The organism is Luteibacter pinisoli (assembly GCF_006385595.1).
GTDB lineage: Bacteria > Pseudomonadota > Gammaproteobacteria > Xanthomonadales > Rhodanobacteraceae > Luteibacter > Luteibacter pinisoli.
This window is the reverse complement of record NZ_CP041046.1, coordinates 2,824,309-2,850,636: the sequence shown is the minus strand read 5'-3', so window position 1 is coordinate 2,850,636 and position 26,328 is coordinate 2,824,309. Positions and strand designations below refer to the sequence as shown.

The window sequence follows — 26,328 nt, the reverse complement described above, 5'->3', positions numbered from 1 at the left end:
AGCGCCTGACGGCACCGCGAGAAGAGGTCTGACATGGACCAGGAAACCCAAGAGCTCCGCAAAGCGGGCCTTAAAGTCACCCATCCGCGCATGCGGATCCTGCAGGTCTTCGAGGAGGCGGAAGAGCGCCACCTCACGGCCGAAGACATCTACAAGCGCCTGCTAGCGCACCAGGAAGACATTGGGCTTGCCACCGTGTATCGGGTGCTGACCCAGTTCGAGGCGGCCGGCATCGTGATGAAGCACAACTTCGAAGGCGGGCAGGCCGTCTACGAGCTGGACCGTGGCAAGCATCATGACCACATGATCGACGTTGACAGCGGAAAGGTCATCGAGTTCATAAGTGAGGAGATCGAGCGCCTCCAGCACGAGATCGCCGAGCGGCATGGCTACGTCATCGAGGACCATAGCCTGGTCCTGTATGTGCGGCCCAAGAAGAAAGGGCGCTAAGCCCCTGCGCTGACAAGAAAAAGGCCCCTCGAGAGGGGCCTTTTTTTGTTGCCTGTCTGGTGGCTTCCGGTGTGCCGGGGCCCCAAATAAAAACGCCACCGGTGGACTCCTGTCCACCGGTGGCTTATCCGGATGCCGGGTAGTTCGTGGACCGCGAGTTGCTCGCAAATCCCGGTTCGCTACCCGACGCCGGCGAGGCTGACATCCTGTCGCCTCTTCGAGCCGATCGTCCCCACGATCGACTCGGGCTCACCGTCTCTCGACGGCGGCTCCCCCACATCGATGGAAGAATCGTAACGAAGTGTTCACGAACCCGGTATCGGAAAATTTCCTATGCTAGTTCCGATACTTGTGCTGCGAAGCAGCACGCGCAGGTGCAGTCCGATGGGCTCCGGAACGATCCGGAACAGGCCGCCCAGGGCGGTGATCCGGTCGCTCATCCCCTGCAGGCCCCGGCCACCACCGTCGGTGCGGACCGGGCGCGGGGTGGAGGGCAGGCCATGGCCGTCGTCACGAATGTCCAGGACAGCCACCGGGCCGCTATCGCGGATGCCGATGCGCAGGCGCAGTCGCAATTCCTTGGCGCCGGAGTGGCGGACCACGTTGGTCGCACTTTCCTGCACCACGCGATAGATGGCCGTCAGGGTGTCATCGTCCAGCAGGCGGGGCTCGCCGCGCAGGTCGGTCACGTAGTGGATGCCGGCGGCCGTGAGCATGTCCCGGATCGGGCCCTCGTCCAGGGCGCGCAGCAGGCCGAATTCGTCCAGCACCGAGGGGCGCAGGCTGTCCAGCATCTTATGCAGGGCCCGGCGCATGTGGCCGAGGATGCCGTTCACGGCGCTGCCGATGTCGTCCAGGCCGGCGTCTCCCAGGCGGTTCTGGGCCAGCTTCAGGTGGGTCTGGATGGCGGTGAGGTTCTGGCCCAGCTCGTCGTGGAGCTCGGCGGCCATGTGTCGGCGCAGGTTTTCTTCGGCCTGGAGGTTGCCGCGGGCGGCGTCGCGCAGCTGCCGGGCCAACTGGTCCAGGCGCTGGTTGGCGGCGGCCAGGTGGGTGTTCTGCTGGGCCACCCGTTCGCTGCTGCGGCGCAGGGCGTCGGTGGCCGCGCCCAGCATCAGCGTGCCGGTACCGGCCACGGCGAGGAACAGGTGGGCGGCCGCCGTGGGCGCGCCGCGGCCGATCATGTCCTCGGTGACGTTCAGGCCCACGCTGGTGATCAGCATGGCCAGGCCGGCGCCACGCCAGCCGTGGCGGAAGGCGAAGAACAGCACCGGGGCCAGCGAGAGCACGCGGGCGAACTGCGGCTGGGGCGAATACTCGGCCAGGGTCACCAGGATGGCCAGCGACGGCAGCATCACCAGCAGGCCGTCCAGCAGCAGTTCGGCCAGTGCGGTCTGCGTCGGTCGCTCGCGAAACACCAGCACCATCACCGGGACGACGAGCAGCACGCCGAGGTAATTGCCGAGCAGGTCGCTGCCGAAGGTTGTGCCGAGCATCTCCACCGGGGCGGCTGGATGCAGCGAGGCCATCATCGCGGCGTTGCCCGCGGTGGCCACCGTGGCGGTGACCATGGCCGAGAGCAGCAGGCGGGCGACGTCTTCGGGGGTATTCAGGCTGGCGTGGAGGTGCGCCCGGCGCAGCAACCACAGGCAGGCGCCGACCATCAGCGGCTCGGGGGTATCGCCCAGGACGAAGCCGGCGCCCCCGATCGGCAGGCCGCTGCGCCATTCGCAGAACGCGCTGGCGGCGATTTCACCACCGAGGATCCAGAACCAGTCGCGGGTACGGGTCAGCAGCAGCGCGCCAAAACGCAGGCCGAACGGGAGCACCCAGTAGGGTTGCTCGGTCGGCCAGAGCAGCACCCACGCCAGCGCATAGGCAATGGCAATCAGGGGTCCGGCGAAGCGGAAGAGGGAGCGAAGGCGCATAGACGGTGAATGTTACACGGCGGATGTGGCGCGCTGACGCGGAATCCGGGCATGGGCGCACATTCGTGCCAGTACTGTTACATTCTGCCCCATGCCAAGAATCGTCCTAGTAGATGACCACGCCATCGTCCGTGAAGGGTTCAAGCGGCTGATCCAGCTGGAACCTGATCTGGACGTGGTCGCCGAAGCCCGCAATGCCGATGAAGCCGTGGACGCTGTCACGCAGCACCGCCCGGACCTGGTCGCGGTGGATCTTTCGTTGCCGGACGGCAGCGGCCTTCCGCTGATCGAGCACCTGGGCAGCATCGAGCCGAACATGCGGATCGTCGTGCTGAGCATGCACGACGGCGAGCCCTACGTTTCCGAAGCCATGCGCCGCGGTGCCCGCGGTTACGTGACCAAGGGCGTGGCGCCGGAAGAGCTGGTGGCGGCCTTGCGTGCCGTGCTGGCCGGTGACCAGTACCTGAGTTCGGACCTGCGCGAGCGGCGTTCGAGCCGGTCGTCGCAGGACCTGGATCCCTTCAGCCGCCTGACCGCGCGCGAGCGCGAGGTGTTCCTGTTGCTGGCGGCCGGCCGCGCACCGAAGCAGGTGGCGGCGGAGCTGGGGATTGGGCAGAAGACGATTTACATCCACCGGGCGGCGGTGATGAACAAGCTTAATGCCGGGTCGGAGCTGGACCTTTATCGGATGGCGCAGGAGCGGGGGTTGATCCGCACCTAGCCCTGGGCGCGGTCGAGCATCTTCTTGGCGTGGGCGCGGGTTTCCTTGGTGATCTCCACGCCACCGAGCATGCGCGAGATTTCTTCGCGACGGCCGCTGGCGTCGAGGGCCTGGATGCGGGTGCGGGTGGATTCGCCGTCGCTTTCCTTCGCCACGCGCAGGTGGTTGTGACCCTGCGCCGCCACCTGGGGCAGGTGGGTCACGCACATCACCTGCACGCGCTCGCCGAGGGCGCGCAGCTTCTGTCCGACCACTTCGGCCACGGCGCCGCCGATGCCGGTGTCCACTTCGTCGAAGATCATGCAGCCGATGTTGTCGTTGCCCAGCGTGGCCACTTCAATGGCCAGGCTGATGCGTGCCAGTTCGCCGCCTGAGGCCACCTTGCGCAGCGGGCGCGGCGGCTGGCCGGGGTTGGCGCTGACCAGCAGTTCGCAACGCTCGCGACCCTGCGGATCCGGGTCGTCGCCGTCGGCAGGTTCGAGGGATACCTCAAGGCGGCCGCCGGCCATGCCCAGCTCGCCCATTAGCGTCGCGACGGACGAGCCGAGGCGTGCGGCGGCTTCCGCGCGTGCCTTCGAAAGCGCCGCGGCGGCGGTGTCGTAATCGCCGCGCAGGCGGTCGCGTTCGCGGCCGAGGCGCTCCAGCGCATCGCCGGCACCTTCCAGTTCGGTGAGGCGCTCGCGCAGTTCCTCGGCCTTCGCGGTGAGCTCGCCGATCGGCAGGCGGTAACGGCGGGAGAGGTCGTGCAGGTGGGTCAGGTGGGTGTCCACCTCGGCCAGGCGTTCCGGGTCGAGCTCCACGTCCTGCGCGTAGCGGCTGAGGCCGTCGACGGCTTCGCCGACCTGGATCTGCGCGCTGTCGAGCAGTTCCAGCGTGGGGGTGAGCGTGGCGTCCAGCTCGGCCAGGCGGGAAAGCTCGGCGTGGGCGCGGAGCAAGGCGCGGCCGATGGCGAATTCGCTTTCGCCATCCAGCAGCTCGACAACGCCGTTGGCGCCTTCGGCCAGCCGGCCGGCGTTGGCGAGGCGACGATGCTGGGCCTCGAGGTCGTCCAGCGCGGCCGGGGCGAGGGCCCAGCGGTCCAGTTCTTCCAGCTCGTGGGCGAGCAGCTCGATCTGGCGCTCGCGGTCGTCACCGCCGGACAGCGTGCGAATCTTCGCCACCGCGTCGCGCCAGGCTTTCGCCAGGTCGCGAACACGGGCCTGGGCCTCCTCGTTGCCGGCGAAGGCGTCGAGCAGGGCCATCTGGTGCTGGCGGGAAAGCAGGGCCTGGTGCTCGTGCTGGCCGTGGATCTCCACGATCAGCGCGGCCAGCGCGGACATCTGCGCCAGGGAGGCCGGGCGGCCGTTGATCCAGCCACGCGAGCTGCCCTCGGCGCGGATCACCCGGCGCAGCTGGCAGGTCTCGCCGTCGTCCAGGGCTTCTTCACGCAGCCAGCCCAGGGCTTCGGGCAGGCCGGCCAGGTCGAATTCGGCGGCCAGCTCGGCGCGGTCGCTGCCGGCGCGGACCATGCCGCTATCGGCACGTGCGCCGGCCAGGAGCATTAAAGCGTCCACCAGCAGGGACTTGCCCGCGCCGGTTTCGCCACTGACCACGGTCAGCCCGGGGCCAAAGGCCACCTCGGCTTCTTCAACGACGGCAAACTGGCGGACGTAGAGCGAGGTGAGCATGGGCACCGGAGTGGCGAAAAAGGAATCTCGCCGATTGTAGCGGGAGCGGCGTCGCAGGAACCGAGACTTGCAAGCCAGGGCCGCAGACCTTATTGATAGCGCCTGATACCCGACCCAGCCCACTCTCGCGCATGAATCCGTTTTCTGGCCAAGACATTGATGCTCGCGCGCGCCGGCTGTTGCGTACCCTGATTTCCCAGTACCTGTCAGACGGCGAGCCCGTCGGCTCACGCACCCTGGCGAAGTCCTCTGGCCTGGAAGTCAGCCCGGCGACCATCCGCAACATCATGGCCGACCTCGAAGAGGCGGGCCTGGTGGCGTCCCCCCACACCTCGGCGGGGCGTATCCCGACGCCGCGAGGGCTGCGCCTGTTCGTGGACAGCCTGCTCGAGCTGAAGCCGTTGCCGCGCGACGACATGGCGCGCCTGCAGGGCGGCCTGCCGCCGCACCAGACGACCACGCGCGACCTGCTGGGCAATGTCTCGAACCTGCTCTCGGCCATGACCCACTTCGCCGGCGTGGTCAGCGTCCCGCGCCAGGGCGACTTCCCCCTGCGCCATATCGATTTCGTGAACCTGCCGGATGCCCGGGTCCTCGTCATCCTGGTGTTCTCGGATAACCAGGTGCAGAACCGCGTGGTCCAGCTGTCCCGGCCCATCGAGGGCCGCGACCTTGAGCAGGCCGCCAATTACCTGAATGCCCATTTCGCCGGGTTCCGCCTGGCGGATATCCGTGCCCACCTGGCCGCGGAACTGCGCGAAGCCGGCGGTGAACTGAACCGCCTGCTCGCCAGCGCCGTGGAGCTGGCCACCGCCTCCTTCGGTGACGAAGGGACGGACGATGTCCTGGTCAGCGGCCAGACCAACCTGATGGGCTATTCCGAGCTCGCCGATATCGACCGCCTGCGCGACCTGTTCGACGCCTTCCAGCAGAAGCGCGAGCTTCTCCAGCTGATGGAAAACTGCGTCAAGGCACCGGGCGTGCGCCTGTTTATCGGCGAGGAATCGGGCTTTTCGGCCCTGGACGGTTGCAGCATCGTCACGGCCACCTACGGCACCAGCGGGCGGATGCTCGGCGCGATCGGAGTTATTGGACCGACGCGTATGGCATATGAACGGGTCATCCCCGTGGTACAAGCCACGGCCGGATTGCTCAGCGATGCCTTGAATCGCGCCGTAGCGACCTCATAAACCGCCACGGGAGGCGGGTTTAGTATTTCCCGCGAATGTTCGGTCCCCTCGCGGGGGCCGTAAGCTCACATTTGGAGTAACCATGCAGAACAACGATCCCCACGCGACGGATCCGGCGCAGGACAGCGCCGCTGATAACAGCGTCAATGCGGACCTTGACGCGCTGACCGCCAGGCTGGCGGCCCTCGAATCCGAGCTGTCCAGTGCGCGCGATACCGTGCTGCGCGAGCGGGCGGAGATCGAAAACCAGCGTCGCCGCCTCCAGCGTGACCTGGACCAGGCCCGCCGCTTCGCCAACGAGAAGCTGCTGGGCGACCTGCTGCCGGTGTACGACGGCCTGGCCCTGGGCCTGTCCAACGAGAACGCCGACGCCAAGACGTTGCGCGAAGGCCTCGCGATCACCCTCAAGCAGCTGGAAAAGGTCACCTCGTCCAACGGGCTGGTGCTGGTCGATCCGCTGCACCAGCCGTTCAACCCGGACCACCACCAGGCGATCAGCGCGGTGGACTCGGCCGAACACGCACCGAACACCGTCGTGGCCGTGGTCCAGAAGGGCTTCGTACTGAACGACCGTCTGCTGCGACCGGCGCTCGTCGCCGTCGTCAAGGACAACTGAACAAAGCCCCGCCTGGCGCCGTTTGTGCGCCGGCAGGGTGTCTCACCAGGCATTGAATCAGGGCCCTCCGGCCCCACCTTCAAACACAGTCGCGGCCGCGGGGGCCGCATTGAAATTCGGAGCATTTCATCATGGGCAAGATCATCGGCATCGACCTCGGTACCACCAACAGCTGCGTCGCTGTCATGGAGGGTTCCACGGCTCGCGTCATCGAAAACGCCGAGGGCGATCGGACCACGCCGTCCATCGTGGCGTTCACCAAGGACAACGAAGTCATCGTTGGCGCGCCGGCCAAGCGCCAGGCTGTCACCAACCCCAAGAACACCTTCTACGCGGTGAAGCGCCTTATCGGCCGCAAGTTCACCGACGCTGAAGTGCAGAAAGACATCAAGCTCGTCCCGTACGGCATTGTCGCCCACGACAACGGCGACGCCTGGGTCGAGACCGCTGACGGCAAGAAGATGGCCCCGCAGGAAGTCTCCGCGAAGGTCCTCATGAAGATGAAGAAGACCGCCGAGGATTTCCTGGGCGAGTCCGTCACCGAGGCCGTGATCACGGTGCCGGCGTACTTCAACGACAGCCAGCGCCAGGCCACCAAGGACGCCGGCAAGATCGCGGGCCTGGACGTGAAGCGCATCATCAACGAGCCGACCGCGGCCGCGCTGGCCTATGGCCTCGACAAGACCTCGACGGCTGACCGCAAGATTGCCGTGTACGATCTCGGCGGCGGTACGTTCGACGTCTCGATCATCGAGATCGCCAACGTCGACGGCGAGAAGCAGTTCGAAGTGCTCGCCACCAACGGCAACACCTTCCTGGGCGGCGAAGATTTCGACAACCGCGTCATCGACTACCTCGTGGAAGAGTTCAAGAAAGAGCAGGGCATCGACCTGAAGCAGGACCAGCTGGCCCTGCAGCGCCTGAAGGACGCCGCCGAGCGCGCGAAGATCGAGCTCTCCTCGGCGCACCAGACCGATGTGAACCTGCCGTACGTCACCGCTGACGCCTCGGGCCCGAAGCACCTGAACATCAAGCTGACCCGCGCGAAGCTGGAGTCGCTGGTGGAAGACCTGGTGAAGGGCACGATCGACCCGTGCCGCACCGCGCTGAACGATGCCGGCCTGAAGATCTCGGACATCAACGAAGTGATCCTCGTTGGCGGCCAGACCCGCATGCCCAAGGTCCAGGAAGCCGTGAAGGACTTCTTCGGCAAGGAAGCGCGCAAGGACGTCAACCCGGATGAAGCCGTCGCCGTCGGCGCCGCGATCCAGGGCGGCGTGCTGGGCGGTACCGTCAAGGACGTGCTGCTGCTCGACGTCACCCCGCTGTCGCTCGGTATCGAGACGATGGGTGGCGTGATGACCAAGCTGATCGAGAAGAACACCACGGTGCCGACCAAGGCCTCGCAGACCTTCTCCACGGCTGACGACAACCAGACCGCCGTCACCGTGCACGTCCTGCAGGGCGAGCGCGAGCGTGCGAACGCCAACAAGTCGCTCGGCAAGTTCGACCTGTCGGGTATCCGTTCGGCCCCGCGTGGCACGCCGCAGATCGAAGTCACTTTCGACATCGATGCCAACGGCATCCTGCACGTGTCGGCGAAGGACAAGGACACCGGCAAGGAACAGAAGATCGAAATCAAGGCGGGCTCGGGCCTGTCCGAGGACGAGATCCAGCGCATGGTGGCCGATGCCGAAGCGAACCGCGAAGAGGACAAGAAGTTCCACGACCTCGTCCAGGTGCGCAACAAGGCCGACCAGCTCGTGCACCAGACGCGTACCCAGCTGAAGGAGCACGGTGGCAAGATCCCGGCCGAGCAGCTGGCCAGCATCGACGGCGCCGTGTCCGAGCTTGAGAAGGCCAAGGACGGTGACGACCAGTCGGCTATCGAAGCGAAGATCGCCAACCTCGAGCAGGTCGCCCAGTCGCTGTACGCGGCGGCCCAGGGTGGTTCGGCCGATACCTCGCAGCAGTCGGCACCGGGCGGTGGTTCGGCCCAGCCGGATGATGTGGTCGACGCCGAGTTCACCGAAGTCAAGGACGACAAGAAGTAATCGGCCTTACGGTGGGGATGCATGGTACGGAACGGGTTCCGTGCCATGTATCTGATGTCATCATGACGCGACCGCGCCGGGGTGAAAGCCTTCGGCGCGTTTGTCCGTCCAGGGAACGCAACACGCAACATGAGCAAACGCGACTACTACGAGATCCTTGGTGTGGAACGCACCGTCACCGAGGGTGATCTGAAAAAGACCTTTCGTCGCGTCGCGATGAAGTACCACCCTGACCGCAATCCGGACGATCCGGAAGCGATCGACAAATTCAAGGAAGCCAAGGAGGCCTACGACGTCCTCGCTGATGCGCAGAAGCGCGCGGCGTACGACCAGTACGGCCATGCCGCCTTCGAGGGCGGTGGCTTCGGTCGTGGCGGTGGCGCCGGTTTCGGCGACGTCGGCGACATCTTCGGCGATATCTTTGGCGACATCTTCGGTGGCGGCGGTGGCGGTGGACGCCAGCGCGCACGCCGTGGCGCGGACCTGCGCTACATCATGGAACTCGATCTCGAAGAAGCCGTGTTCGGCATCGAGAAGAAGATCGAAGTGCCCACGCAGGTCAATTGCCACCACTGCAACGGCACGGGCTCGGAAGACGGCAAGGTCTCCACCTGTTCCACCTGCGCCGGCCACGGCCGCGTGCGCATGCAGAACGGCATCTTCTCCATCCAGCAGGCCTGCCCGACCTGCCACGGCTCCGGCCAGAAGATCGACAAGCCGTGCAAGAAGTGCCGTGGCGAAGGCCGTCTCGAGGAAGAGCGCACGCTATCCGTGCGTATCCCGGCCGGCGTCGACAACGGCGACCGCATCCGCCTCACGGGGCAGGGCGAAGCCGGCCCGGCCGGTGCGCCGGCGGGCGACCTCTACGTGGAAGTGCGGGTGCGCGAGCACGCGATCTTCCAGCGCGATGGTGTGGACCTCTACTGCGAAGTGCCGATTCGCTTTGCCCAGGCGGCGCTTGGTACCGAGTTGATGGTGCCGACGCTGGAAGGCGAAGTGGCGGTGAACATCGCGCCGGAAACGCAGACCGGCCAGCAGGTTCGCCTGCGCGGGCGTGGCGTGAAGTCGGTGCGCGGTGGCGGCACGGGTGACCTCATCTGCACCGTGGTGGTGGAAACCCCGGTCCGCCTCACCAAGGAACAGCGCGAACTCCTGCAACAGCTGGAAGCGACGTTCGTGGGCGAAGAAGCCTCCAAGCACACGCCGCGCTCCAACAGCTTCATGGACGGCGTCAAAGACTTCTGGTCCAAGGTCACCTCCTGACATTAGGATGGCGCTCTTCGTTTTGTTGAGGCCATCGCCATGACCCGCCCCGTTCGTCTCGCCATCAGCGGCGCCTCCGGCCGCATGGGCCTCGCACTGCTCAACCTCGTGCGTGATGACGAACGCTTCGAGCTGGTCCGTGCCGTGGTCTCCGCGCAGTCGGCCCGCCTCGGCAAGGCCGCTTACAACGACGTCTCCGCGCTGCGCTTCACCGGCTGGGAAGACACCGCTGGCATCGATGTCGTCATCGACTTCAGCGGCCCGGAAGGTCTCGGCGCCGCGCTCGACGTGTGCGAGGCGACCGGCGCCGCGCTGGTGACCGGCACCACGGGCCTCGACGCCGCCATGGAAGAGCGCTTGAGCCACGCCGCCGAGCGCATCGCCATCCTGCGTGCCGCCAACTTCAGCCTGGGCGTGGCCGTGCTCACGCGGCTGCTCCGCGAAGCCGCGGCGGCGCTGCCGGGCTGGGATATCGACATCGTCGAAGCCCACCACAACAGGAAGGAAGACGCGCCCTCCGGCACCGCGCTGGCCCTGGGCCATGCGGCCGCGGCCGGCCGCGGGGCGTGCCTCGACGACCTGGCGGTGTACGCCCGCGAAGGCCGCCCGGGGGCGCGCGAGGCCGGCACCATTGGCTTTGCCGTGGTCCGCGGCGGTGACATCGTCGGCGAGCACCAGGCGCTGATCATGGGGCAGGGCGAGCGCATCGAACTCGGCCACCGGGCCACCGATCGCAGCATCTTCGCCCGCGGTGCCCTCGAGGCCGCCGCCTGGATGGCCGGCCGCGCGCCCGGCACCTGGACGATCGAGGACGTCATCGCCGCGAAGGTGTAAGCCGGGAAACCGTGTTAACATTTCGCCTGATGTCATTGGGGAGTAGCCATCCTCGTTCCCCCTGAGGAGTTCGCGTCAACAGACTTGGTGGTCTCCGGACCCCATGGCGCGAACGGCAGTAGCGTGTGGAGAGCACGCTGCCGGCCCGGCGAGACCTTTGGCCATCGACATGCTCACCCGGCCGGGCGAGCGGTGTCGTTGTGCCATGGTTCTCGTGCGCTCGCCCGGCCTGATGCTATCTATGCTGCTGACCCTGTTCCTTTTCCTGGTTTCCGCCGGGGCTATCTATTTCGCCTGCGAGTACTTCGTCAACGGTGTCGAATGGTTTGGGCGCAAGCTCAACCTCGGCGCGACCGCGACGGGTACGGTGCTGGCCGCCTTCGGTACGGCCCTGCCTGAAAGCGCGGTGACGTTCGTCGCCGTGATGTTCGGCAAGACGCCGGAAGCCCGCGATATCGGTGTCGGCGCCGCCCTCGGCGGCCCGCTGGTGCTGGCGACCATCGCCTACGCCGTCGTAGGTTTTGCTTTATATGCCGGCCGTAAGCGCCTGAATCGCCCCGACACCCGGGTGCGCGTCGACAACCAGCGGCTGGCCCGCGACCAGTCGTGGTTCCTCGCCATCTTCGTCGTGAAGGTGGGCCTGGGCCTGGTCGCTTTTGCCTGGAAGCCGTGGCTGGGCGTGCTCTTCCTGCTGGCCTACGTGGCCTACGTCTGGCGCGAGATGCGTGACGACACGACCGCCCCGGAGGAGGAAACCCTCGAGGCGCTGACCTTCCGCCCCCACGACGAGAACCCCGCCATGCGCTGGGTGCTGGCGCAGACCGGCCTGGCGCTGCTGGTCATCGCCGTCGCGTCGCGTGTCTTCGTCTGGCAGCTGGAGGCGTTCGGGGAGTTCTTCCACCTCTCGCCGCACCTGGTGGCCCTGGTGCTGAGCCCGGTGGCCACGGAGTTGCCCGAGACGGTGAACGCGCTGATCTGGGTGCGCCAGGGCAAGGAGCGCCTCGCGCTGGCCAATATCTCCGGCGCGATGATGATCCAGGCAACCATCCCCAGCTCCCTGGCGCTGTTCGCCACGCCGTGGCTGTTCGATACGCCGCTGATCGTGGCCGGCGTGATCACCGCCGTGGCCGTCGTGGTCCTGTGGGCCATGTTCCGCCGCGGGTCGGTCGAGGCGCGCTGGCTGATGCCGATCGGTGCGCTCTACGGCGTGTTCGCCCTGTTCGTCGGCTGGTACTTCGGCGCCCGTTAGTCGCGATGGCTGGCGCTGCGGTCGCGGTCGGCGCCGACCTTGCGGTCCAGCTTGCCGAAGATCTTCTTGAAGGCCCGTGAGAACTTGCCGCGCTTGGTCTTGCGGGCCTTTTCCTCTTCCGAGGTGAGCCAGGCCACCTGGATCACCCGGCGCTCGCCCTCATAGGGCAGGTGGCCGTGGAAGGAGTTTTCGGAGCGGCGAAACACGGCAAATTCGCCGTACAGCGGCTTCAGCTCCGGCGCCACGACGTCGTCGATGTTGTCGATGGAGGCCAGGAAGCGCAGGCAGCCGTCGCTGGTGTCCGGCCACATCGGATTCAGGTAGATCAGCGCGGTGGCGATCTTGGACTTGCTGTCCGTGTGGATGGTGCCGTGCCGGCGGTTGAGGTTGCGGCACAGCGTCACCAGGGTCGGGTAGGTTTCCAGGCCGTCGATGCCCAGGTGGCGCCCGATGGCGGCCGAAAACTGGCGCGACGTCATCTGGCCGACCAGTTCGTTCACCGACGGGCCGCAGTCGGCGGCGTCGTAGGGGAAGAAGCCGGCGCTGGAGTACTGGGGGAAATCCCGGTCCAGGTCGCCGCGCGATTCGTCCGGCAGCTGCCCGTGGGCGATCATGAACGAGAACGGCTCGTGCCGGATGTCGGTATCAGGACGGTCCAGGCGGGCAGGGTCGAGCAGCATGCGGGCGATTCTCGGTCAGGTACCACTGGGAGCGATTATATCGTGCCAGAGTGGGTATCCGGCACGTAATCCTACGTAAGTCGTCATGCTAAGCCCGTGGACAAAAGGGCTCTTCGGCCCTATCATTCTTACCCGCCCAAACGATCCCATCCCCAAGGCCCACGAGCTCGCTTTTACGCCGGCTTGCGGGCTTTGCTGCACCCGAAGGCGGCCATCCCATGCGTACTCCTGCTCTGCTTGCTCTCGAAGACGGCAGCGTTTTTCACGGCCACGCGGTCGGTGCCCGCGGTGAGACCGTTGGTGAAGTGGTGTTCAACACCGCCATGACCGGTTATCAGGAAATCCTGACCGACCCGTCGTACAACCAGCAGATCGTCACCCTCACGTACCCGCACATTGGCAACACCGGCACCAACGACGTCGACGTCGAAGCCGACCGCGTCCACGCGGCTGGCCTGATCGTCCGCGACGTCCCGCGCCTGGCCAGCAACTGGCGTAGCCAGGAACCGCTGCCGCAGTACCTCGAGCGCCACAACGTCGTGGCCATCGCCGGCATCGATACCCGCCGCCTTACGCGCATCCTGCGCGAGAAGGGCGCCCTGAACGGCTGCATCGTGGCGGGTGACGCCATCGACGCCGACGCCGCCGTGGCGAAGGCGAAAGCCTTCCCGGGCCTCAACGGCATGGACCTGGCCAAGGTGGTCAGCACCACGAAGGCCTACCAGTGGAACGAGGGCGTGTACGACCTCGACAAGCAGGCCTTCTACAACGCGCCCAAGAAATTCCGCGTGGTGGCCTACGACTACGGCGTGAAGCAGAACATCCTGCGCCTGCTCGCCGGCCGCGGCGTCGACATCACCGTGGTCCCGGCGCAGACGCCGGCGGCCGAGGTGCTGGCGATGAACCCGGATGGCATCTTCCTCGCCAACGGCCCGGGCGACCCGGCCGCGTGCGACTACGCCATCGAGTCGACGAAGCAGATCCTCGACACGAAGATCCCGGTGTTCGGCATCTGCCTCGGCCACCAGATCATGGCCCTCGCGATCGGCGCGAAGACGCTGAAGATGAAGTTTGGCCACCATGGCGCGAACCACCCGGTGAAGGACCACGACACCGGCCGCGTGCTGATCAGCTCGCAGAACCACGGCTTCGCGGTGGATCCGGCGACGCTGCCGGCCAACGTGCGCATCACGCATACCTCGCTGTTCGACGGCTCGCTGCAGGGCTTTGCCCTGACCGACCGCCCGGCGTTCTGCTTCCAGGGCCACCCGGAAGCCAGCCCGGGCCCGGAAGACGTCGGCTACCTGTTCGATACGTTCCTTGCCGCGATGGAAGCGCACAAGGCGAAGCAGGCGTCCTGACGCCTGCCGCACGCCACCTTCCATCCGCCTTCGATTCGCGAGAGAAACCATGCCCAAGCGCACAGACATCAAGACCATCCTCGTCATCGGTGCTGGCCCGATCGTTATCGGCCAGGCCTGTGAGTTCGACTATTCCGGCGCCCAGGCCTGCAAGGCGCTGAAGGAAGAGGGTTACCGCGTCGTCCTGGTCAATTCGAACCCGGCGACGATCATGACCGACCCGGAAACGGCCCACGCCGTCTACATCGAGCCGATCAACTGGCAGACGGTGGAGCGCATCATCGCCAAGGAGCGCCCCGACGCGATCCTGCCGACGATGGGCGGCCAGACCGGCCTCAACTGCGCCCTGGACCTCGCCGACAACGGCGTGCTCGAGCGCTACGGCGTCGAGCTGATCGGTGCCTCGCGCGAAGCCATCCGCATGGCCGAAGACCGCAACCTGTTCCGCATCGCCATGGCCGAGATCGGCCTGGAATGCCCGAAGGCCGAAGTGGCCCGCTCGATGGAACAGGCGCTGGAAATCCAGGCCACCGTCGGCTTCCCGACCATCATCCGCCCCAGCTTCACCCTGGGCGGCTCGGGCGGCGGCATCGCGTACAACAAGGAAGAATTCGTCGAGATCGTCGGCCGCGGCCTCGAGCTCTCCCCGGTGCACGAAGTGCTGGTGGAAGAGTCCGTGCTGGGCTGGAAAGAGTTCGAGATGGAAGTGGTCCGCGACAAGGCGGACAACTGCATCATCGTCTGCTCGATCGAAAACTTCGACCCGATGGGCGTGCACACGGGCGACTCCATCACGGTGGCGCCGGCGCAGACCCTGACGGACAAGGAATACCAGCGCCTGCGTAACGCCTCCATCGCGGTGCTGCGCAAGATCGGCGTGGACACCGGCGGCTCCAACGTGCAGTTCGGCATCAACGCCGAAGACGGCCGCGTGGTCGTCATCGAAATGAACCCGCGCGTGTCGCGTTCGTCGGCGCTGGCCTCCAAGGCCACCGGCTTCCCGATCGCCAAGGTGGCCGCCAAGCTCGCCGTGGGCTACACGCTGGACGAACTGCGCAACGACATCACCGGTGGCCTCACCCCGGCGTCGTTCGAGCCGTCCATCGACTACGTCGTCACCAAGATCCCGCGCTTCGCGTTCGAGAAGTTCCCGGCGGCCGACGCCCGCCTCACCACCCAGATGAAGTCGGTGGGTGAAGTGATGGCGATGGGTCGCACCTTCCACGAATCGATGCAGAAGGCGCTGCGTGGCCTCGAGATCGGCAAGACCGGCCTCAACCCGACCGGCCTGGACATCGGCAGCGAAGAAGGCTTCCTGACGCTGAAGCGCGAACTGCGCGAGCCGCGCCCGGACCGCGTCTTCCACGTGGCTGACGCCTTCCGCGCCGGCCTGTCGCTGGAAGAAGTGCACGACCTGACCCGCATCGATCCGTGGTTCCTCGCCGCGTTCGAAGACATCGTGATGACCGAAGGCGAAGTGCAGCGCCAGGGCCTCACCGCGCTGGACGAGCCGCGCATGCGCGAACTCAAGCGCATGGGCTTTGCCGACGCGCGCCTGGCCGAGCTGGTGGGCACCGACGAAAACGCGCTGCGCCACCTGCGCAAGACGCTGGGCGTGCGCCCGGTGTACAAGCGCGTGGACTCCTGCGCCGCCGAGTTCGCCACCACCACCGCGTACATGTATTCCACGTACGAGGAAGAGTGCGAGGCCAACCCGACGAACAAGGACAAGATCATCGTCCTGGGCGGTGGCCCGAACCGCATTGGCCAGGGTATCGAGTTCGACTACTGCTGCGTGCACGCCGCGCTCGCCCTGCGCGAGGATGGTTTTGAAACCATCATGGTCAACTGCAACCCGGAAACCGTCTCCACCGATTACGACACCTCCGACCGTCTCTACTTCGAGCCGCTCACCCTGGAAGACGTGCTGGAAATCGTCGACCTCGAGAAGCCGAAGGGCGTCATCGTGCAGTACGGCGGCCAGACCCCGCTGAAGCTGGCGCGTGCGCTGGAAGCCGCCGGCGTGCCGGTCATCGGAACCAGTGCCGACTCGATCGACCTGGCGGAAGACCGCGAGCGCTTCCAGAAGATGATCCAGAAGCTGGACCTGAAGCAGCCGCCGAACCGCACCGCGCGCAACGCCGACGAGGCGCTGGCGCTGGCGCGCGAGATTGGTTACCCGCTGGTGGTGCGCCCGAGCTACGTGCTCGGCGGCCGCGCCATGGAAATCGTCCACGCCGATTCGGATCTCTCGCGCTACATGCGTGAAGCCGTGCAGGTATCGAACGATTCGCCGGTGCTGCTGGATCGCTTCCTCGACCATGCCGTGGAAGTGGACGTCGATATCGTCGCGGATGCCGATGGCAACGTGCTGATCGGCGGCATCATGGAGCATATCGAAGAGGCCGGCGTGCATTCGGGCGATTCCTCGTGCTCGCTGCCGGCGTACTCGCTGAGCGCCGAAGTGCAGGATGAAATGCGCCGCCAGGTGAAGCTGATGGCGAAGGAACTGAAGGTCGTCGGCCTGATGAACACCCAGTTCGCCATCCAGGGCGACGACGTGTTCATCCTCGAGGTGAACCCGCGTGCCTCGCGCACCGTGCCGTTCGTCTGCAAGGCCACCGGCGTGTCGCTGGCGAAGATCGCCGCGCGTGCGATGGCCGGCCGCACGCTGACCGAGCAGGGCGCCACGAAGGAAGTGATCCCGACGTACTACTCGGTGAAGGAAGCGATCTTCCCGTTCCTGAAGTTCCAGAACGTGGATCCGATCCTCGGCCCCGAGATGCGCTCCACCGGTGAAGTGATGGGCGTGGGCCGTACCTTCGGCGCCGCGTTCGCACGTGGCCACGAAGCCGCCGGCATCAAGGCACCGCCGAAGGGCAAGGTGTTCATGTCGGTGCGTGATGCCGATAAGGACCGCCTGCTGCCGATCGCGAAGGACGTGGCCGAGCGTGGCTATGTCATCGTCGCCACCTCGGGTACCTCGAAGTTCCTGCAGGACAACGGCGTGCCGTGCGAGCGCATCAACAAGGTGCTCGAGGGCCGTCCGCACATCGTCGACCTGATCAAGAACGGCGAAGTGGTCTATATCGTGAACACGACGGAAGGCAAGCAGGCCATCTCCGATTCGTTCTCCATCCGCCGCGAAGCGCTGCAGCAGCGCGTCACGTATTCCACCACCGTCGCTGGTGCGCGTGCCCTGGTGCACTCGCTCGACTTCCATGCCGATCCGGAAGTGAACAGCCTGCAGGAACTGCACAAGGAGCTGAACGCATGAGTGCTACCCGTCCCCCCTTGACTGCGGTAGGTGCCGACCGCCTGCGCGATGAGCTGGAATACCTGAAGCGCGTGAAGCGACCGGAGATCGTCGCGGCCGTGGCCGAGGCCCGTGCGCATGGCGACCTGAAGGAAAACGCCGAGTACCACGCGGCTCGCGAGATGCATGGCTTCAACGAAGGCCGCATCAACGAGCTGGAGGCTGCGCTTTCCAATGCCGAGATCATCGATACCGAGCGACTGTCGGTAGGCAAGCGCATCGTGTTCGGCGCCATCGTCGACCTGGTCGACCTCGATAGCGAGGCGGAAGTGACGTACCAGATCGTTGGCGACCTGGAAGCCGACATCAAGAAGAACCTGATCGCGGTGAGTTCCCCCATCGCCCGTGCGCTGATCGGCAAGAACGAAGGCGACGAATTCGACTTCAACGCGCCCAACGGCACGAAGACGTACGAAATCAAGGGCGTCCGCTACAAGTAATGCGTTACAGGTGAGACGAAAAACCCCGCTTCGGCGGGGTTTTTTTTGGTTCATTGCGCATTACCGGGGCCGCCGCACGTTTTTCGCGCCCAGTGGGGCATCGGCGTCGGGAGCGGGAAGGCCCTTGGGTCCGCCAGACGCGGACCTCCGGACCGGGCCGTAGGTGCCCGTGTCAAAGATCATTGCGTTACGCGGCCCTCCGCTTATGTCGGCCCCAAGGGCCTGACCATCCGCCGCTTCCTGAACCTATCGAGCGTGAGGCGGCGAAGCCGCATGAGACACGCATTCGCCATGCGAATGAACATGTTCTATTGCCCGGTCCCCGATATCTGGGCAAATCCTGCCTTACGAGCGACAAAACGGGTGAGTTTCTCGGGGTTGCGCTGCACGTGGATGGCCGCGATACGGCCGTCCTCGATGGCAAACGTCTGCACGGATTCCAGGGCGCCGCCGAAGAAGCGCAGCAGGGCGGGTTCGCCGTTGACCCGGGTGATCTCGATGCGCATGCCCCGATCGTTGCGGATGCTCGGCGCGTACAGCAACTGCGCAATCCGCACGCCACCTTCCATCGGCTTGGGGAAGCTGCTGACGTGGCCGCCGCCATCGCCCATGAGCACGGCGTCGGGTGCGAGCAGCTCGCGCATGGAACGGAAATCGCCCGTGCTCATGGCACTGGCAAAGCGTTGCACGAGGCTGGCATGCATGGCGCGGTTCACTTCGAAGCGCGGGCGCTCATCGCGCAACTGATCTTTCGCCCGATGCACGAGCTGGCGGCAGGCGGCCTCGGATTTGCCCAGCACGCGGGCGATCTCCGGGTAATCTTCATCGAACACTTCGCGCAGCAGGAACGCCGCGCGTGCCTCGGGCGCCAGGCGCTCGAGCAGGGCGAGAAAGGCCACGGAGACGTTGCTGGCGAGCTCCTGCAGGTCTTCCGGCGTGGCGCTGTCGTCAGTGAGCACGGGCTCGGGCAGCCAGATGCCGAAGTACTGCTCGCGGCGGGTACGCGCGGCACGCAGCTGGTCGATGGCACGCCGCGTCGTCGCGGCCACCAGCCAGGCTTCGGGGTTCTCGATGCTTTGCTCGTCGGCCCCGTGCCAGCGCAGCCACACGTCCTGCACCACATCCTCGGCTTCGGGGACCGAGCCGAGCATGCGGTAGGCGATCCCGTGGAGGCGGGGCCGCAGGGCAGTGAAAGTGGCGGTAGCGGCGCTCATGTCATCTCAGACGTTTCAGGCCGTCGAGTTGTGACACGCGCCGCCACCCCCGTCCAGCACGTTCCTGCGGTTCTTGGCTAATGGCCGCCTTCCGCCACCGGGATCACGACGGGCTTGTTCTTGTCCTTGACGATGAAGACCAGGAACTTCGCCGGCTCGGTCTTACTGGCGTTGCGGCCCACCGTATGGACGTCGTTCGGGCCTTCGTAGAAGGTGTCACCGGCTTTCAGGTGCTGGTCCGGCTGTCCCTTCACGCCCTCGATGATGTTGCCTTCGAGCACGTAGACGATGGCGTTGGCGTCGTGCCGGTGCACGTGTTCGACCACGCCGGGCGGGTAATCGACGGTGATGACGACGATTTCCTTGCCCGGGGCGTCAGGCATGTCCTTCTGGGTCACGGGGGTGACCCTGGGCTGCACGGCGGTCGGCGCCTCGCCACCGTGGGCGAACGACCCGCCGGACACGGCGAGCAAGCCAAACGCGGCAAGTTTATAGATGGATGTCATATGCACGTCCTCTGGTGGGTGGGTGCGCTTAGCCGACGACGACCTTGTCCAGGCCGTAGGCCTTGTCCAGCGAGCCCGGCACGGTGTGGAAGGCCACGTTGACGCGATTCCATGCGTTGATCGTCATGATGGCGAAGGTCAGGTCGGACAGTTCCTTTTCCGAGAACTGCTCGCGCACTGTCTTGTAAAGCTCGTCCGAAATGCCCTCGGCCTTGATGTGCGTGAGTGCCTCGGTGTACGCCAGCAGGGCGCGCTCGCGCGGCGTGAACTGGTCCGACTCGCGCCAGATGGCCACGTGGTGCAGGCGTAGCTGCCGCTCGCCGCTGGCGATGGCTTCCTTCACGTGCATGTCCACGCAGAAGCCGCAGCCGTTCATCTGCGAGGCGCGCAGCTCAAGCAGGTGCTTCAGGCTCACTTCGATGCTGCTGTCCTTGCGCTGTGCCATGGAAAGCTCGACGAGCTTTTTGGTGAATTCCGGCGACTGCAGCTGGTAATCGAGGCGCTTTGCCATCGTTGGATCCTCAGGGATAGGGAGGGGGCCCGGCGTTCCGGGACGCCTGTAAAGCTAGGCGCGCGGCTACCGGTCCGGTAGCCACGAAGGCGTCTTCACCGTGTTGCGCGACGCGCACCAATCCCGATGTCACAGGCGCGAGGCCTATCTCGTCTGTTCTGCATGGAGACCCACGACCGCGTCTGGATCGAGTTCCTGGCCGCACTGGAGCAATTACCGCCCCTGGCGCGGCTGGCCTTTCTGTTGAACGACGTCCTGGGTCAATCCCCTGACGACATCGCCGCCTTGCTCGGCCACGACGCCGCCACCTGCCGCCAGCTGGTTGACGACGCCCGATCGCGCCTGCGTGCCCTGCATGCCGGCGGCCACGGAGACACCGCATGAACGTTACGCCTTTCCCGACACTTGCCCGCAGCGCGGGCGTCGACGCGCTCACGTCCAGTTTTTCCGCCAGTTACGCCGGCGTCATTGCCTTCATCGCGGTGGTGAACGAGGGCAGCTTCGCCCGCGCGGCGGATCGCCTCGGGATTGGCCGGAGCGCGGTGAGCCGCAGCGTGCAGAAGCTGGAGCAGCAGGTGGGCGCGCGGCTGTTCTCGCGCACCACGCGCAGCACCTCGCTAACGCCCGAGGGCGCGCTGTTCTTTGAAAACTGCCAGCCCGGCGTGGAGCGCATTGCGCAGGCGCTCGAAGACATGCGCGAGCTGCGCGAGGGGCCGCCGCGCGGCCGCCTGCGCATCAGTGCGGCCGTCGGCTTCGGACGCAAGGTGGTCGCGCCCCTGCTGCATGGCTTCCGCGCGGCTTACCCGGATGTCGCGGTGGAACTGCTGCTGGATGATCGCCAGGCCGATTTCATCACGGACCACGTCGACGTCGCTTTCCGCAACGGCCGCATGGAAGACAGCCAGGTCATCGCCCGGCAGATCGTGCCGATGCGGCTGTTCCTGTGCGCCTCGCCGGGTTACCTCGAGGCGCATCCGGCACCGGCGTCGCTCGACGACATCGCCGGGATGGAGTGCCTGGGCTATCGGCTGGCCAACGGCCGAACCTTTGACTGGGAATTCCGCGTGGACGGCCGTGACCGCAAGGTGCGCCCGGCGTCGATGCTCTCGTTCAACGACGCCGACCTGGTGCTGCAAGCCGCGCTGGACGGCGAAGGGCTGGCCCAGCTGGCGGGCTACCAGGTGTGCGACCACCTGAAGGCCGGGCGGCTGGTGTCGTGCCTGCCGCAGCACGCCCCGGAGGATCGCGGGCACTACGTCTGCTACCTCAGCCGCCAGCAGATGCCGTCACGCATCCGCGTGTTCGTGGATTACATGGTCTCGGCCATTCGCGCGCTGGATTTCGACTGCGGCGACGACAACCGGATTGGTGCCCTGGCGGCAACACGGTAAGGCCCGGGGCAGGGCTACCGGGTGCGTTTGGCCACGCCTACGCTTTCACCTTGCGTCATAACGTTGGAGACAATCATGAAAATCCTCGTCATCGGTGGTACCGGCCTCATTGGCAGCAAGGTGGTGTCGCGCCTCCGCAGCCATGGCCACGATGTGGTGGCGGCGTCGCCGTCCAGTGGCGTCAACACGCTGACCGGCGAAGGGCTGGATGCCGCGATGGTCGGCGTCAACACGGTGGTGGATGTGGCGAACTCGCCGTCGTTCGCCGCGGACGATGTCATGCACTTTTTCACCACGGCAGGGCGCAACCTCGCCGAAGCGGAGCGCAAGGCGGGCGTATGGCACCACGTCGCCCTGTCCATCGTCGGTTGCGACCGTCCGCCGGGTAACGCGTACTTCGCCGCCAAGGTGGCCCAGGAAGCGTTGATCCGTGATTCGAGCATTCCTTACACCATCGTCCGTGCCACCCAGTTCCTCGAGTTCACGGGCGGTATCGCCAGCGAGGCGGGCGCATCTCTCACCCTCTCCACGGGCGGCATCCAGCCGATCGCCGCGGAAGAGGTCGCCGATGCCGTGGCTGAGGCGGCCATGGCGGATCCTCTCAACGGCTGTCGCGAGATTGCCGGCCCGGAGGCGTTCCCGATGGACGAACTGGTCCGCCGCTACCTGCGCGCCATCGGTGACACGCGCGAGGTGAAGGGCGACCCGGCCGCGCCGTACTTTGGCGCGCCCATCGCGTGGGAGTCCCTGTTGCCGGGCCCCGGCGCCCATCTCGGCACCATCACCCTCGATGCGTGGCTGCGAGATCACGCACCTGGCCTGCGTGCCAAGGGTTAAGGCGAGCCGTCGCCATGGCGCCGAAGGCACCGCCTCTCTCGTTCCTGGATCGTTACCACGGTGACGTCTTCCAGCCCCTGTACACCGCCGACGTGACGGTGACCGGTGGTGTCGCGCGCCATGCCCGTGCCTCGGGCGTGGCGCGTTCCACGGACGGCGAACTGGACGTCCAGCTGCGCCTGCCGCCCGCGCTGGGCGGGCCCGGCGGCGGCACCAATCCGGAGCAATTATTTGCGGCGGGCTTCGCGGCGTGCTTCCACGGCGCCCTGAGCCTGCTGGCCGAACGCTCGGCCATCACCATTCCCGACGCGGCCGTGAAGGCGAAGGTCACCTTCGGTCGCGACCCGATGGACGGCCAGTTCACGCTGGTGGCGGACGTCCGTATCGCGCTGCCCGGGGTGGAGCGCGCGCTCGCCGAGGCCCTGGTGCGCCACACGGAGCGGTTGTGCCCTTACGCCAAGATGGCGCGGCAAGGCATCGAGTGCACGGTGGCGCTGGAGCCGTGACGGCCATCTCGTCCCTTTAGACCCAGCCGGCTGGCCTACTACTGCGCTGTGCCGCGTAGAGGTATCATCGGCCCCATGATTCGGCCTCGCGGGGAGGCGAACCGAACGGGCCGGGAGCAGGCCTTCCGAGCCCAGGGATTAGGTGCTATGGGGAACCTCATGGAGTTTCTCGCCCGCGTCGGGCAGGACGCGGCGCTGCGATACGGCCCTCCGGCCGATCGCGAGGCGCTGCTCTCCACGCTGGATATCCACGACGAAGCGACGCGGCACGCCCTGGTGGCGGGCGGCGCCGACGAACTGCGCGCGCTCTTGGGCGGCGTGCAGTTCATCGCCTCGCAGATGCCCGGCCCCGATGAGGAGAAGGCGCCGCCTGCCGACGACGATGAAGACACCGACGAAGACGGCAATCCGCCGATGAAGAAGAAAGCCCCGGGCGGCGTCCCGACCACCCCGCAGAAGGTGCATTGACTACCGTGCGCCGCTGGGTCCGCCAGGCTTGCTTGCTGATGGCCACGGCCATGCTCGCCGTGGGCGTGGCCCATGCCGGCGGCGCCGCAGCGTCGGCCGCGGCGGCGAAGGGCAGCGAGATGATCGATCGCGCCGACCGGATCAAGCTGTCCGACTTCGACGGGTTTAGCCGTCTGTTGCAGGAAGTCGAGCCCATGCGCGGGCAGCTCGATAACGGCAGCGCCGCGAAGCTCTCCTTCCTGGAAGGCTGGCGCGCCACGTGGGTGGGTGAATACGACAAGGCGCGCGGCCTGCTGGAAAGCGTCGCGGATACGGCGCCGGATGCGGCGCTGCGCGTGCGCTCGCTGGCCACGCTGATTAACCTGTTCGGCGTATCGCATCGCTACGAAGACGCGTTCCGCCGCCTCAACCAGATGCAGGAACTGCTGCCGACGGTGCGCGATAGTCGTGCACGCTTCGCGGCGCTGGGCGAAGCCTCGCAATTGCTCAGTTCGGCCGGCCAGTTCGATGCCGCCGAAGCGTATGCGAAGCAGATGATTGAAGACGCACCGCCTGGCGAGAGCGAGTGCAAGGGCATGCAGCACCTGCTGCGTGCGCGCCGCGAAGCCAACCGGCTGACGGCGATCGATCCGATGTACCTGCACGCCGTGGCCGTGTGCGACGAGACCGGCGACAAGGTGTTCGCCGCGACGATGCGCGCCGACATCGGCGCCTTCTACCTGGAACACAAGCAGCCGCAGTCGGCGATCGATGCACTGGCGCCGTTCCGCGACGGCCTGCGCGACATGAATTACGCCACGCTGCTCTCCGAGTTCGACGCCACCCTGGCCAGTGCATACCTGGCCCAGGATGACCTCGCCAGTGCACGCCGCTTCGCGTTGTCCGCGGTGGCCGGTTCGGTGCGTGATGAGTTCACCGATCCTCGGCGCATAGGCTACAAGGTGCTGTATGAAGTGGAGCAGCGCGTCGGCAACGCGCAGGCAGCGCTGAATTACCACGAGCAGTACATGGCCGCCGACAAGGCCTACCTCGATGACATCAGCGCGCGCAGTCTCGCCTTCCAGCTCGTTGACCAGCAGGTGGTCGCGCGCAAGGCGGAAGTCGATACGCTGAACAAGAAGAACGAGATCCTGCGCCTTTCCAACGCACTGGATCGCAAGGAAGTCGAAACCGGCCGGCTGTGGATCTTCGTGCTTGGCCTGAGCCTCGTTGGCATCGTCGCCCTGGTGCTGCGCCTGCGCCGTTCGCAATTGCGCTTCATGCGCATGGCGCGTCGCGACGGTCTCACCGGTATCTGCAACCGCGAGCATTTCGTCGAGCAGTCCGAACGCGTCCTGGCCTACGGCGCACGCTCCGATCGTGGCGCCTGCCTCATCCTGTTTGACCTCGACCACTTCAAGAACGTCAACGACACCTGGGGCCATGCGGTGGGTGACGAGGTGCTCAAGCGAGCCGTGGATGTCTGCCGCCGCGCGCTGCACGCATGCGATGTGTTCGGCCGCCTGGGCGGTGAAGAGTTCGCCGTGCTGCTGCCCGATTGCAGCCCGGCGCAGGCGAGGGCGCGTGCCGAGCAGTTGCGCCTGTCCATCTCGGCAACGTCGGCGACGCCTTCGCGACCAGAGCTGGTGGTGACGGCGAGCTTTGGCGTGGCGTCCACGCTGCAGTGTGGCTTTGAGCTGCACCGCCTGCTGGTGGTGGCCGATGGCGCGCTGTATCGCGCGAAGCGCTCGGGCCGCAACTGCGTGTTCATGGGCGACAGCGGGGACATCCCGGATTCGCCGTATCCGGTGGCGGCGTCAGGCTGATCCGCCCGGCACGCCGAACGACGCGCACAAAAAAGGCCGCTTACGCGGCCTTTTAAGTAGAACCCATCGCGGCTGATTAGCGCTGACGGGCCTTGAAACGCGGGTTCGACTTGCAGATCACGAACACTTTGCCGCGGCGGCGCACGACTTTGCAGTCACGGTGACGCGACTTCGCGGACTTCAAAGAGGAAAGCACCTTCACGGCCAGCTCCTGATACAAATGAGATACGGGAAAAACGGGATTCTAACCATCTCGTTGGCCTTACGCAAGCACTGGAATCAACTCGCGTTTCAGCCAAGGCCCAGCTTTGCGCGGGCCTCTCGGACCGTGCGCAGGAAGCTATCCAGCACGGGGGATGTATTGTCCACGCGACTGGCCACCGCGAGCAACAGGCAGGCCTCGGGGTCGTCAATGTTCACGAAGGCGACCTTATCCAGGCTCACCGCGCGCAGCGAGGCAGGCACCAGCGCCACGCCCATGCCCGCGGCCACCAGGGGCAGCAGCGAGGGAATCTGCTGGGCTTCCTGGCGGATGTTCAGGCGGAACTTGGCCTTGCCGGCCAGCAGGTTCAGCCGGTCGATCAGGGTGGCGGCCGAGCTGCGTGGCGGCGCCACGAAGCGTTCCCTGGCCAGCTCGGCCATCGTCACCGAGTCGCGCGTGGCCAGCCGGTGGCCGGAGGGCAGGGCGACGACGAGGGGCTCCTCGTCGATCACTTCCACGTTCAGCTGGCGGGCATTGGCGATGCCCTCGGGCGGCGCGCGGAGCAGGCCGACGTCGATCTGGCCGCTGAGGATGGCGTCATACTGGGCCCCGGTGGGCATTTCCACCAGGTGCAGGCTCACCCCGGGTGCCGCATGTGAGAAGCGCAGCAGGGTTTCCGGAAGCGCTCTATGGAATGATACGGAGACGGCGTAGGCCAGCCGCAGCTGTCCGGTGAAGCCGGCGGCAGCCTCGGCCACGACCGTGCGCGCACTTTCCGCCCGGGCCAGGATGGCCTTCGCTTCGATCAGGAAGATGCGGCCGGGCTCAGTCAGCGCCACGCGGCGGCGGTTACGGTCGAGCAGGCGCACGCCCAGGTCGGCCTCAAGGGCCTGAATCTGCTGGGAAAGCGGCGGCTGGGAGATATGCAGGCGTTGCGCGGCCTGGGTGAAGCTCAGGGTTTCGGCGACTTCGACGAAGTAGCGCAGCTGGCGCAGGTCAAACATAGTCGAATTTCATATAAGTGATCGCTGAAAGATATATTGGCGAACATTTCCTAGGAAATCCATAATCCTCCTCGCCCTACCACCAACCCCTCCCCCTGGGTCGGTAGTGGCCCTCGCT

The 26,328-nt window shown here is 66.2% G+C and carries 25 protein-coding genes and 1 riboswitch; of the genes, 17 read left to right on the top strand and 8 right to left on the bottom strand.

Features of this window, described 5'->3' with window-relative positions:
• The first annotated feature begins 33 nt into the window (after positions 1-33).
• Positions 34-450, top strand: coding sequence for a ferric iron uptake transcriptional regulator (fur, locus tag FIV34_RS12875; protein WP_139983379.1), 417 nt, complete (start codon positions 34-36; stop codon positions 448-450).
• A 305-nt stretch (positions 451-755) separates the two neighbouring features.
• On the opposite strand, the gene FIV34_RS12870 is transcribed toward fur, so the two are convergent.
• Entirely contained in the window at positions 756-2,375 is a 1,620-nt protein-coding gene (locus FIV34_RS12870) for an MASE1 domain-containing sensor histidine kinase (RefSeq protein WP_139983377.1), read from the bottom strand.
• 91 nt (positions 2,376-2,466) lie between these two features.
• Here FIV34_RS12870 and FIV34_RS12865 point away from each other — a divergent pair, with 91 nt between their 5' ends.
• A complete protein-coding gene (locus FIV34_RS12865; protein WP_139983375.1) occupies positions 2,467-3,096 on the top strand; it encodes a response regulator transcription factor in 630 nt (209 codons plus the stop codon).
• Here the strand turns inward: FIV34_RS12865 and recN are convergent.
• Positions 3,093-4,763 (bottom strand): DNA repair protein RecN, encoded by a 1,671-nt coding sequence (gene recN, locus FIV34_RS12860; protein WP_139983372.1) that lies wholly within the window; start codon positions 4,761-4,763, stop codon positions 3,093-3,095. The two genes, FIV34_RS12865 and recN, sit on opposite strands and share 4 nt — an antisense overlap.
• 131 nt (positions 4,764-4,894) lie before the next feature.
• Here recN and hrcA point away from each other — a divergent pair, with 131 nt between their 5' ends.
• The 6 genes from hrcA to FIV34_RS12830 all read left to right on the top strand — a co-directional run bounded on the left by hrcA (position 4,895) and on the right by FIV34_RS12830 (position 11,969).
• Complete coding sequence (hrcA, locus tag FIV34_RS12855; protein WP_139983370.1) at positions 4,895-5,953, top strand: heat-inducible transcriptional repressor HrcA; 1,059 nt, start codon at positions 4,895-4,897, stop codon at positions 5,951-5,953.
• Between the two features lie 82 nt (positions 5,954-6,035).
• Entirely contained in the window at positions 6,036-6,569 is a 534-nt protein-coding gene (gene grpE, locus FIV34_RS12850) for a nucleotide exchange factor GrpE (RefSeq protein WP_139983368.1), read from the top strand.
• Between the two features lie 131 nt (positions 6,570-6,700).
• Complete coding sequence (gene dnaK, locus FIV34_RS12845; protein ID WP_139983366.1) at positions 6,701-8,623, top strand: molecular chaperone DnaK; 1,923 nt, start codon at positions 6,701-6,703, stop codon at positions 8,621-8,623.
• Positions 8,624-8,752: 129 nt separating this feature from the next.
• Positions 8,753-9,886 (top strand): molecular chaperone DnaJ, encoded by a 1,134-nt coding sequence (gene dnaJ, locus FIV34_RS12840; protein WP_139983364.1) that lies wholly within the window; start codon positions 8,753-8,755, stop codon positions 9,884-9,886.
• Between the two features lie 39 nt (positions 9,887-9,925).
• The gene (gene dapB / locus FIV34_RS12835; RefSeq protein WP_139983362.1) at positions 9,926-10,720 is read left to right on the top strand and encodes a 4-hydroxy-tetrahydrodipicolinate reductase; all 795 of its coding nucleotides are present in this window, start codon (positions 9,926-9,928) and stop codon (positions 10,718-10,720) included.
• Between the two features lie 25 nt (positions 10,721-10,745).
• A riboswitch (yybP-ykoY riboswitch) is annotated at positions 10,746-10,958 on the top strand.
• Entirely contained in the window at positions 10,926-11,969 is a 1,044-nt protein-coding gene (locus FIV34_RS12830) for a sodium:calcium antiporter (protein WP_246058612.1), read from the top strand. It overlaps the preceding riboswitch by 33 nt.
• On the opposite strand, the gene FIV34_RS12825 is transcribed toward FIV34_RS12830, so the two are convergent.
• The gene (locus FIV34_RS12825) at positions 11,966-12,649 is read right to left on the bottom strand and encodes a 2OG-Fe(II) oxygenase (RefSeq protein WP_139983360.1); all 684 of its coding nucleotides are present in this window, start codon (positions 12,647-12,649) and stop codon (positions 11,966-11,968) included. The genes FIV34_RS12830 and FIV34_RS12825 overlap by 4 nt on opposite strands.
• Before the next feature lie 218 nt (positions 12,650-12,867).
• Between FIV34_RS12825 and carA the strand changes: the two genes are divergently transcribed.
• From carA to greA, 3 genes are read left to right on the top strand one after another with little or no spacing between them, the layout of a single operon-like run.
• Positions 12,868-14,010 (top strand): glutamine-hydrolyzing carbamoyl-phosphate synthase small subunit, encoded by a 1,143-nt coding sequence (carA, locus tag FIV34_RS12820; RefSeq protein ID WP_139983358.1) that lies wholly within the window; start codon positions 12,868-12,870, stop codon positions 14,008-14,010.
• A gap of 49 nt (positions 14,011-14,059) precedes the next feature.
• A complete protein-coding gene (gene carB / locus FIV34_RS12815; protein ID WP_139983356.1) occupies positions 14,060-17,287 on the top strand; it encodes a carbamoyl-phosphate synthase large subunit in 3,228 nt (1,075 codons plus the stop codon).
• Complete coding sequence (gene greA, locus FIV34_RS12810) at positions 17,284-17,766, top strand: transcription elongation factor GreA (RefSeq protein WP_139983354.1); 483 nt, start codon at positions 17,284-17,286, stop codon at positions 17,764-17,766. The genes carB and greA overlap by 4 nt, the downstream gene beginning before the upstream one ends.
• 308 nt (positions 17,767-18,074) lie before the next feature.
• Here the strand turns inward: greA and FIV34_RS12805 are convergent, their stop codons facing one another.
• The 3 genes from FIV34_RS12805 to FIV34_RS12795 all read right to left on the bottom strand — a co-directional run bounded on the left by FIV34_RS12805 (position 18,075) and on the right by FIV34_RS12795 (position 19,997).
• The gene (locus FIV34_RS12805; protein ID WP_139983351.1) at positions 18,075-18,980 is read right to left on the bottom strand and encodes an RNA polymerase sigma-70 factor; all 906 of its coding nucleotides are present in this window, start codon (positions 18,978-18,980) and stop codon (positions 18,075-18,077) included.
• A gap of 77 nt (positions 18,981-19,057) precedes the next feature.
• Positions 19,058-19,486 carry a cupin domain-containing protein gene (locus FIV34_RS12800; protein WP_139983349.1) on the bottom strand — a complete coding sequence of 143 codons (429 nt, stop codon included), beginning with the start codon at positions 19,484-19,486 and terminating at the stop codon, positions 19,058-19,060.
• A 28-nt stretch (positions 19,487-19,514) separates the two neighbouring features.
• The gene (locus FIV34_RS12795) at positions 19,515-19,997 is read right to left on the bottom strand and encodes a carboxymuconolactone decarboxylase family protein (RefSeq protein ID WP_139983347.1); all 483 of its coding nucleotides are present in this window, start codon (positions 19,995-19,997) and stop codon (positions 19,515-19,517) included.
• A gap of 126 nt (positions 19,998-20,123) precedes the next feature.
• Between FIV34_RS12795 and FIV34_RS12790 the strand changes: the two genes are divergently transcribed.
• The 6 genes from FIV34_RS12790 to FIV34_RS12765 all read left to right on the top strand — a co-directional run bounded on the left by FIV34_RS12790 (position 20,124) and on the right by FIV34_RS12765 (position 25,004).
• Positions 20,124-20,381: a sigma factor-like helix-turn-helix DNA-binding protein gene (locus tag FIV34_RS12790; RefSeq protein ID WP_139983345.1), complete on the top strand. Its 258-nt coding sequence runs from the start codon at positions 20,124-20,126 to the stop codon at positions 20,379-20,381.
• Positions 20,378-21,388, top strand: coding sequence for a LysR family transcriptional regulator (locus tag FIV34_RS12785; RefSeq protein ID WP_139983343.1), 1,011 nt, complete (start codon positions 20,378-20,380; stop codon positions 21,386-21,388). Before FIV34_RS12790 ends, FIV34_RS12785 begins: the two co-directional genes overlap by 4 nt.
• Positions 21,389-21,463: 75 nt before the next feature.
• The gene (locus FIV34_RS12780; protein ID WP_139983340.1) at positions 21,464-22,225 is read left to right on the top strand and encodes an SDR family oxidoreductase; all 762 of its coding nucleotides are present in this window, start codon (positions 21,464-21,466) and stop codon (positions 22,223-22,225) included.
• A gap of 14 nt (positions 22,226-22,239) precedes the next feature.
• Entirely contained in the window at positions 22,240-22,731 is a 492-nt protein-coding gene (locus tag FIV34_RS12775; protein WP_139983338.1) for an Ohr family peroxiredoxin, read from the top strand.
• A 159-nt stretch (positions 22,732-22,890) separates the two neighbouring features.
• Positions 22,891-23,199: a hypothetical protein gene (locus FIV34_RS12770; RefSeq protein ID WP_139983336.1), complete on the top strand. Its 309-nt coding sequence runs from the start codon at positions 22,891-22,893 to the stop codon at positions 23,197-23,199.
• 5 nt (positions 23,200-23,204) lie between these two features.
• On the top strand, positions 23,205-25,004 hold the full coding sequence (locus FIV34_RS12765) for a tetratricopeptide repeat-containing diguanylate cyclase (protein ID WP_139983334.1): 1,800 nt from the start codon (positions 23,205-23,207) through the stop codon (positions 25,002-25,004).
• Between the two features lie 76 nt (positions 25,005-25,080).
• On the opposite strand, the gene ykgO is transcribed toward FIV34_RS12765, so the two are convergent.
• Positions 25,081-25,206 carry a type B 50S ribosomal protein L36 gene (ykgO, locus tag FIV34_RS12760; protein WP_029213509.1) on the bottom strand — a complete coding sequence of 42 codons (126 nt, stop codon included), beginning with the start codon at positions 25,204-25,206 and terminating at the stop codon, positions 25,081-25,083.
• An 89-nt stretch (positions 25,207-25,295) separates the two neighbouring features.
• Complete coding sequence (locus FIV34_RS12755) at positions 25,296-26,210, bottom strand: LysR substrate-binding domain-containing protein (RefSeq protein ID WP_139983332.1); 915 nt, start codon at positions 26,208-26,210, stop codon at positions 25,296-25,298.
• Positions 26,211-26,328 lie beyond the last annotated feature (118 nt).

What these genes read in the sequence shown, in the direction of transcription:
- FIV34_RS12865 (WP_139983375.1), top strand. Translation starts at nt 2,467, where the DNA reads ATGCCAAGAATCGTCCTAGTAGATGACCACGCCATCGTCCGTGAAGGG.
- dnaK (WP_139983366.1), top strand. Translation starts at nt 6,701, where the DNA reads ATGGGCAAGATCATCGGCATCGACCTCGGTACCACCAACAGCTGCGTC.
- hrcA (WP_139983370.1), top strand. Translation starts at nt 4,895, where the DNA reads ATGAATCCGTTTTCTGGCCAAGACATTGATGCTCGCGCGCGCCGGCTG.
- carA (WP_139983358.1), top strand. Translation starts at nt 12,868, where the DNA reads ATGCGTACTCCTGCTCTGCTTGCTCTCGAAGACGGCAGCGTTTTTCAC.
- FIV34_RS12770 (WP_139983336.1), top strand. Translation starts at nt 22,891, where the DNA reads ATGGAGTTTCTCGCCCGCGTCGGGCAGGACGCGGCGCTGCGATACGGC.
- fur (WP_139983379.1), top strand. Translation starts at nt 34, where the DNA reads ATGGACCAGGAAACCCAAGAGCTCCGCAAAGCGGGCCTTAAAGTCACC.
- FIV34_RS12785 (WP_139983343.1), top strand. Translation starts at nt 20,378, where the DNA reads ATGAACGTTACGCCTTTCCCGACACTTGCCCGCAGCGCGGGCGTCGAC.
- FIV34_RS12775 (WP_139983338.1), top strand. Translation starts at nt 22,240, where the DNA reads ATGGCGCCGAAGGCACCGCCTCTCTCGTTCCTGGATCGTTACCACGGT.
- grpE (WP_139983368.1), top strand. Translation starts at nt 6,036, where the DNA reads ATGCAGAACAACGATCCCCACGCGACGGATCCGGCGCAGGACAGCGCC.
- FIV34_RS12800 (WP_139983349.1), bottom strand. Translation starts at nt 19,486, where the DNA reads ATGACATCCATCTATAAACTTGCCGCGTTTGGCTTGCTCGCCGTGTCC.
- recN (WP_139983372.1), bottom strand. Translation starts at nt 4,763, where the DNA reads ATGCTCACCTCGCTCTACGTCCGCCAGTTTGCCGTCGTTGAAGAAGCC.
- FIV34_RS12755 (WP_139983332.1), bottom strand. Translation starts at nt 26,210, where the DNA reads ATGTTTGACCTGCGCCAGCTGCGCTACTTCGTCGAAGTCGCCGAAACC.
- FIV34_RS12790 (WP_139983345.1), top strand. Translation starts at nt 20,124, where the DNA reads ATGTCACAGGCGCGAGGCCTATCTCGTCTGTTCTGCATGGAGACCCAC.
- FIV34_RS12825 (WP_139983360.1), bottom strand. Translation starts at nt 12,649, where the DNA reads ATGCTGCTCGACCCTGCCCGCCTGGACCGTCCTGATACCGACATCCGG.
- FIV34_RS12805 (WP_139983351.1), bottom strand. Translation starts at nt 18,980, where the DNA reads ATGAGCGCCGCTACCGCCACTTTCACTGCCCTGCGGCCCCGCCTCCAC.
- dapB (WP_139983362.1), top strand. Translation starts at nt 9,926, where the DNA reads ATGACCCGCCCCGTTCGTCTCGCCATCAGCGGCGCCTCCGGCCGCATG.
- carB (WP_139983356.1), top strand. Translation starts at nt 14,060, where the DNA reads ATGCCCAAGCGCACAGACATCAAGACCATCCTCGTCATCGGTGCTGGC.
- FIV34_RS12830 (WP_246058612.1), top strand. Translation starts at nt 10,926, where the DNA reads ATGGTTCTCGTGCGCTCGCCCGGCCTGATGCTATCTATGCTGCTGACC.
- FIV34_RS12870 (WP_139983377.1), bottom strand. Translation starts at nt 2,375, where the DNA reads ATGCGCCTTCGCTCCCTCTTCCGCTTCGCCGGACCCCTGATTGCCATT.
- FIV34_RS12795 (WP_139983347.1), bottom strand. Translation starts at nt 19,997, where the DNA reads ATGGCAAAGCGCCTCGATTACCAGCTGCAGTCGCCGGAATTCACCAAA.
- FIV34_RS12780 (WP_139983340.1), top strand. Translation starts at nt 21,464, where the DNA reads ATGAAAATCCTCGTCATCGGTGGTACCGGCCTCATTGGCAGCAAGGTG.
- dnaJ (WP_139983364.1), top strand. Translation starts at nt 8,753, where the DNA reads ATGAGCAAACGCGACTACTACGAGATCCTTGGTGTGGAACGCACCGTC.
- greA (WP_139983354.1), top strand. Translation starts at nt 17,284, where the DNA reads ATGAGTGCTACCCGTCCCCCCTTGACTGCGGTAGGTGCCGACCGCCTG.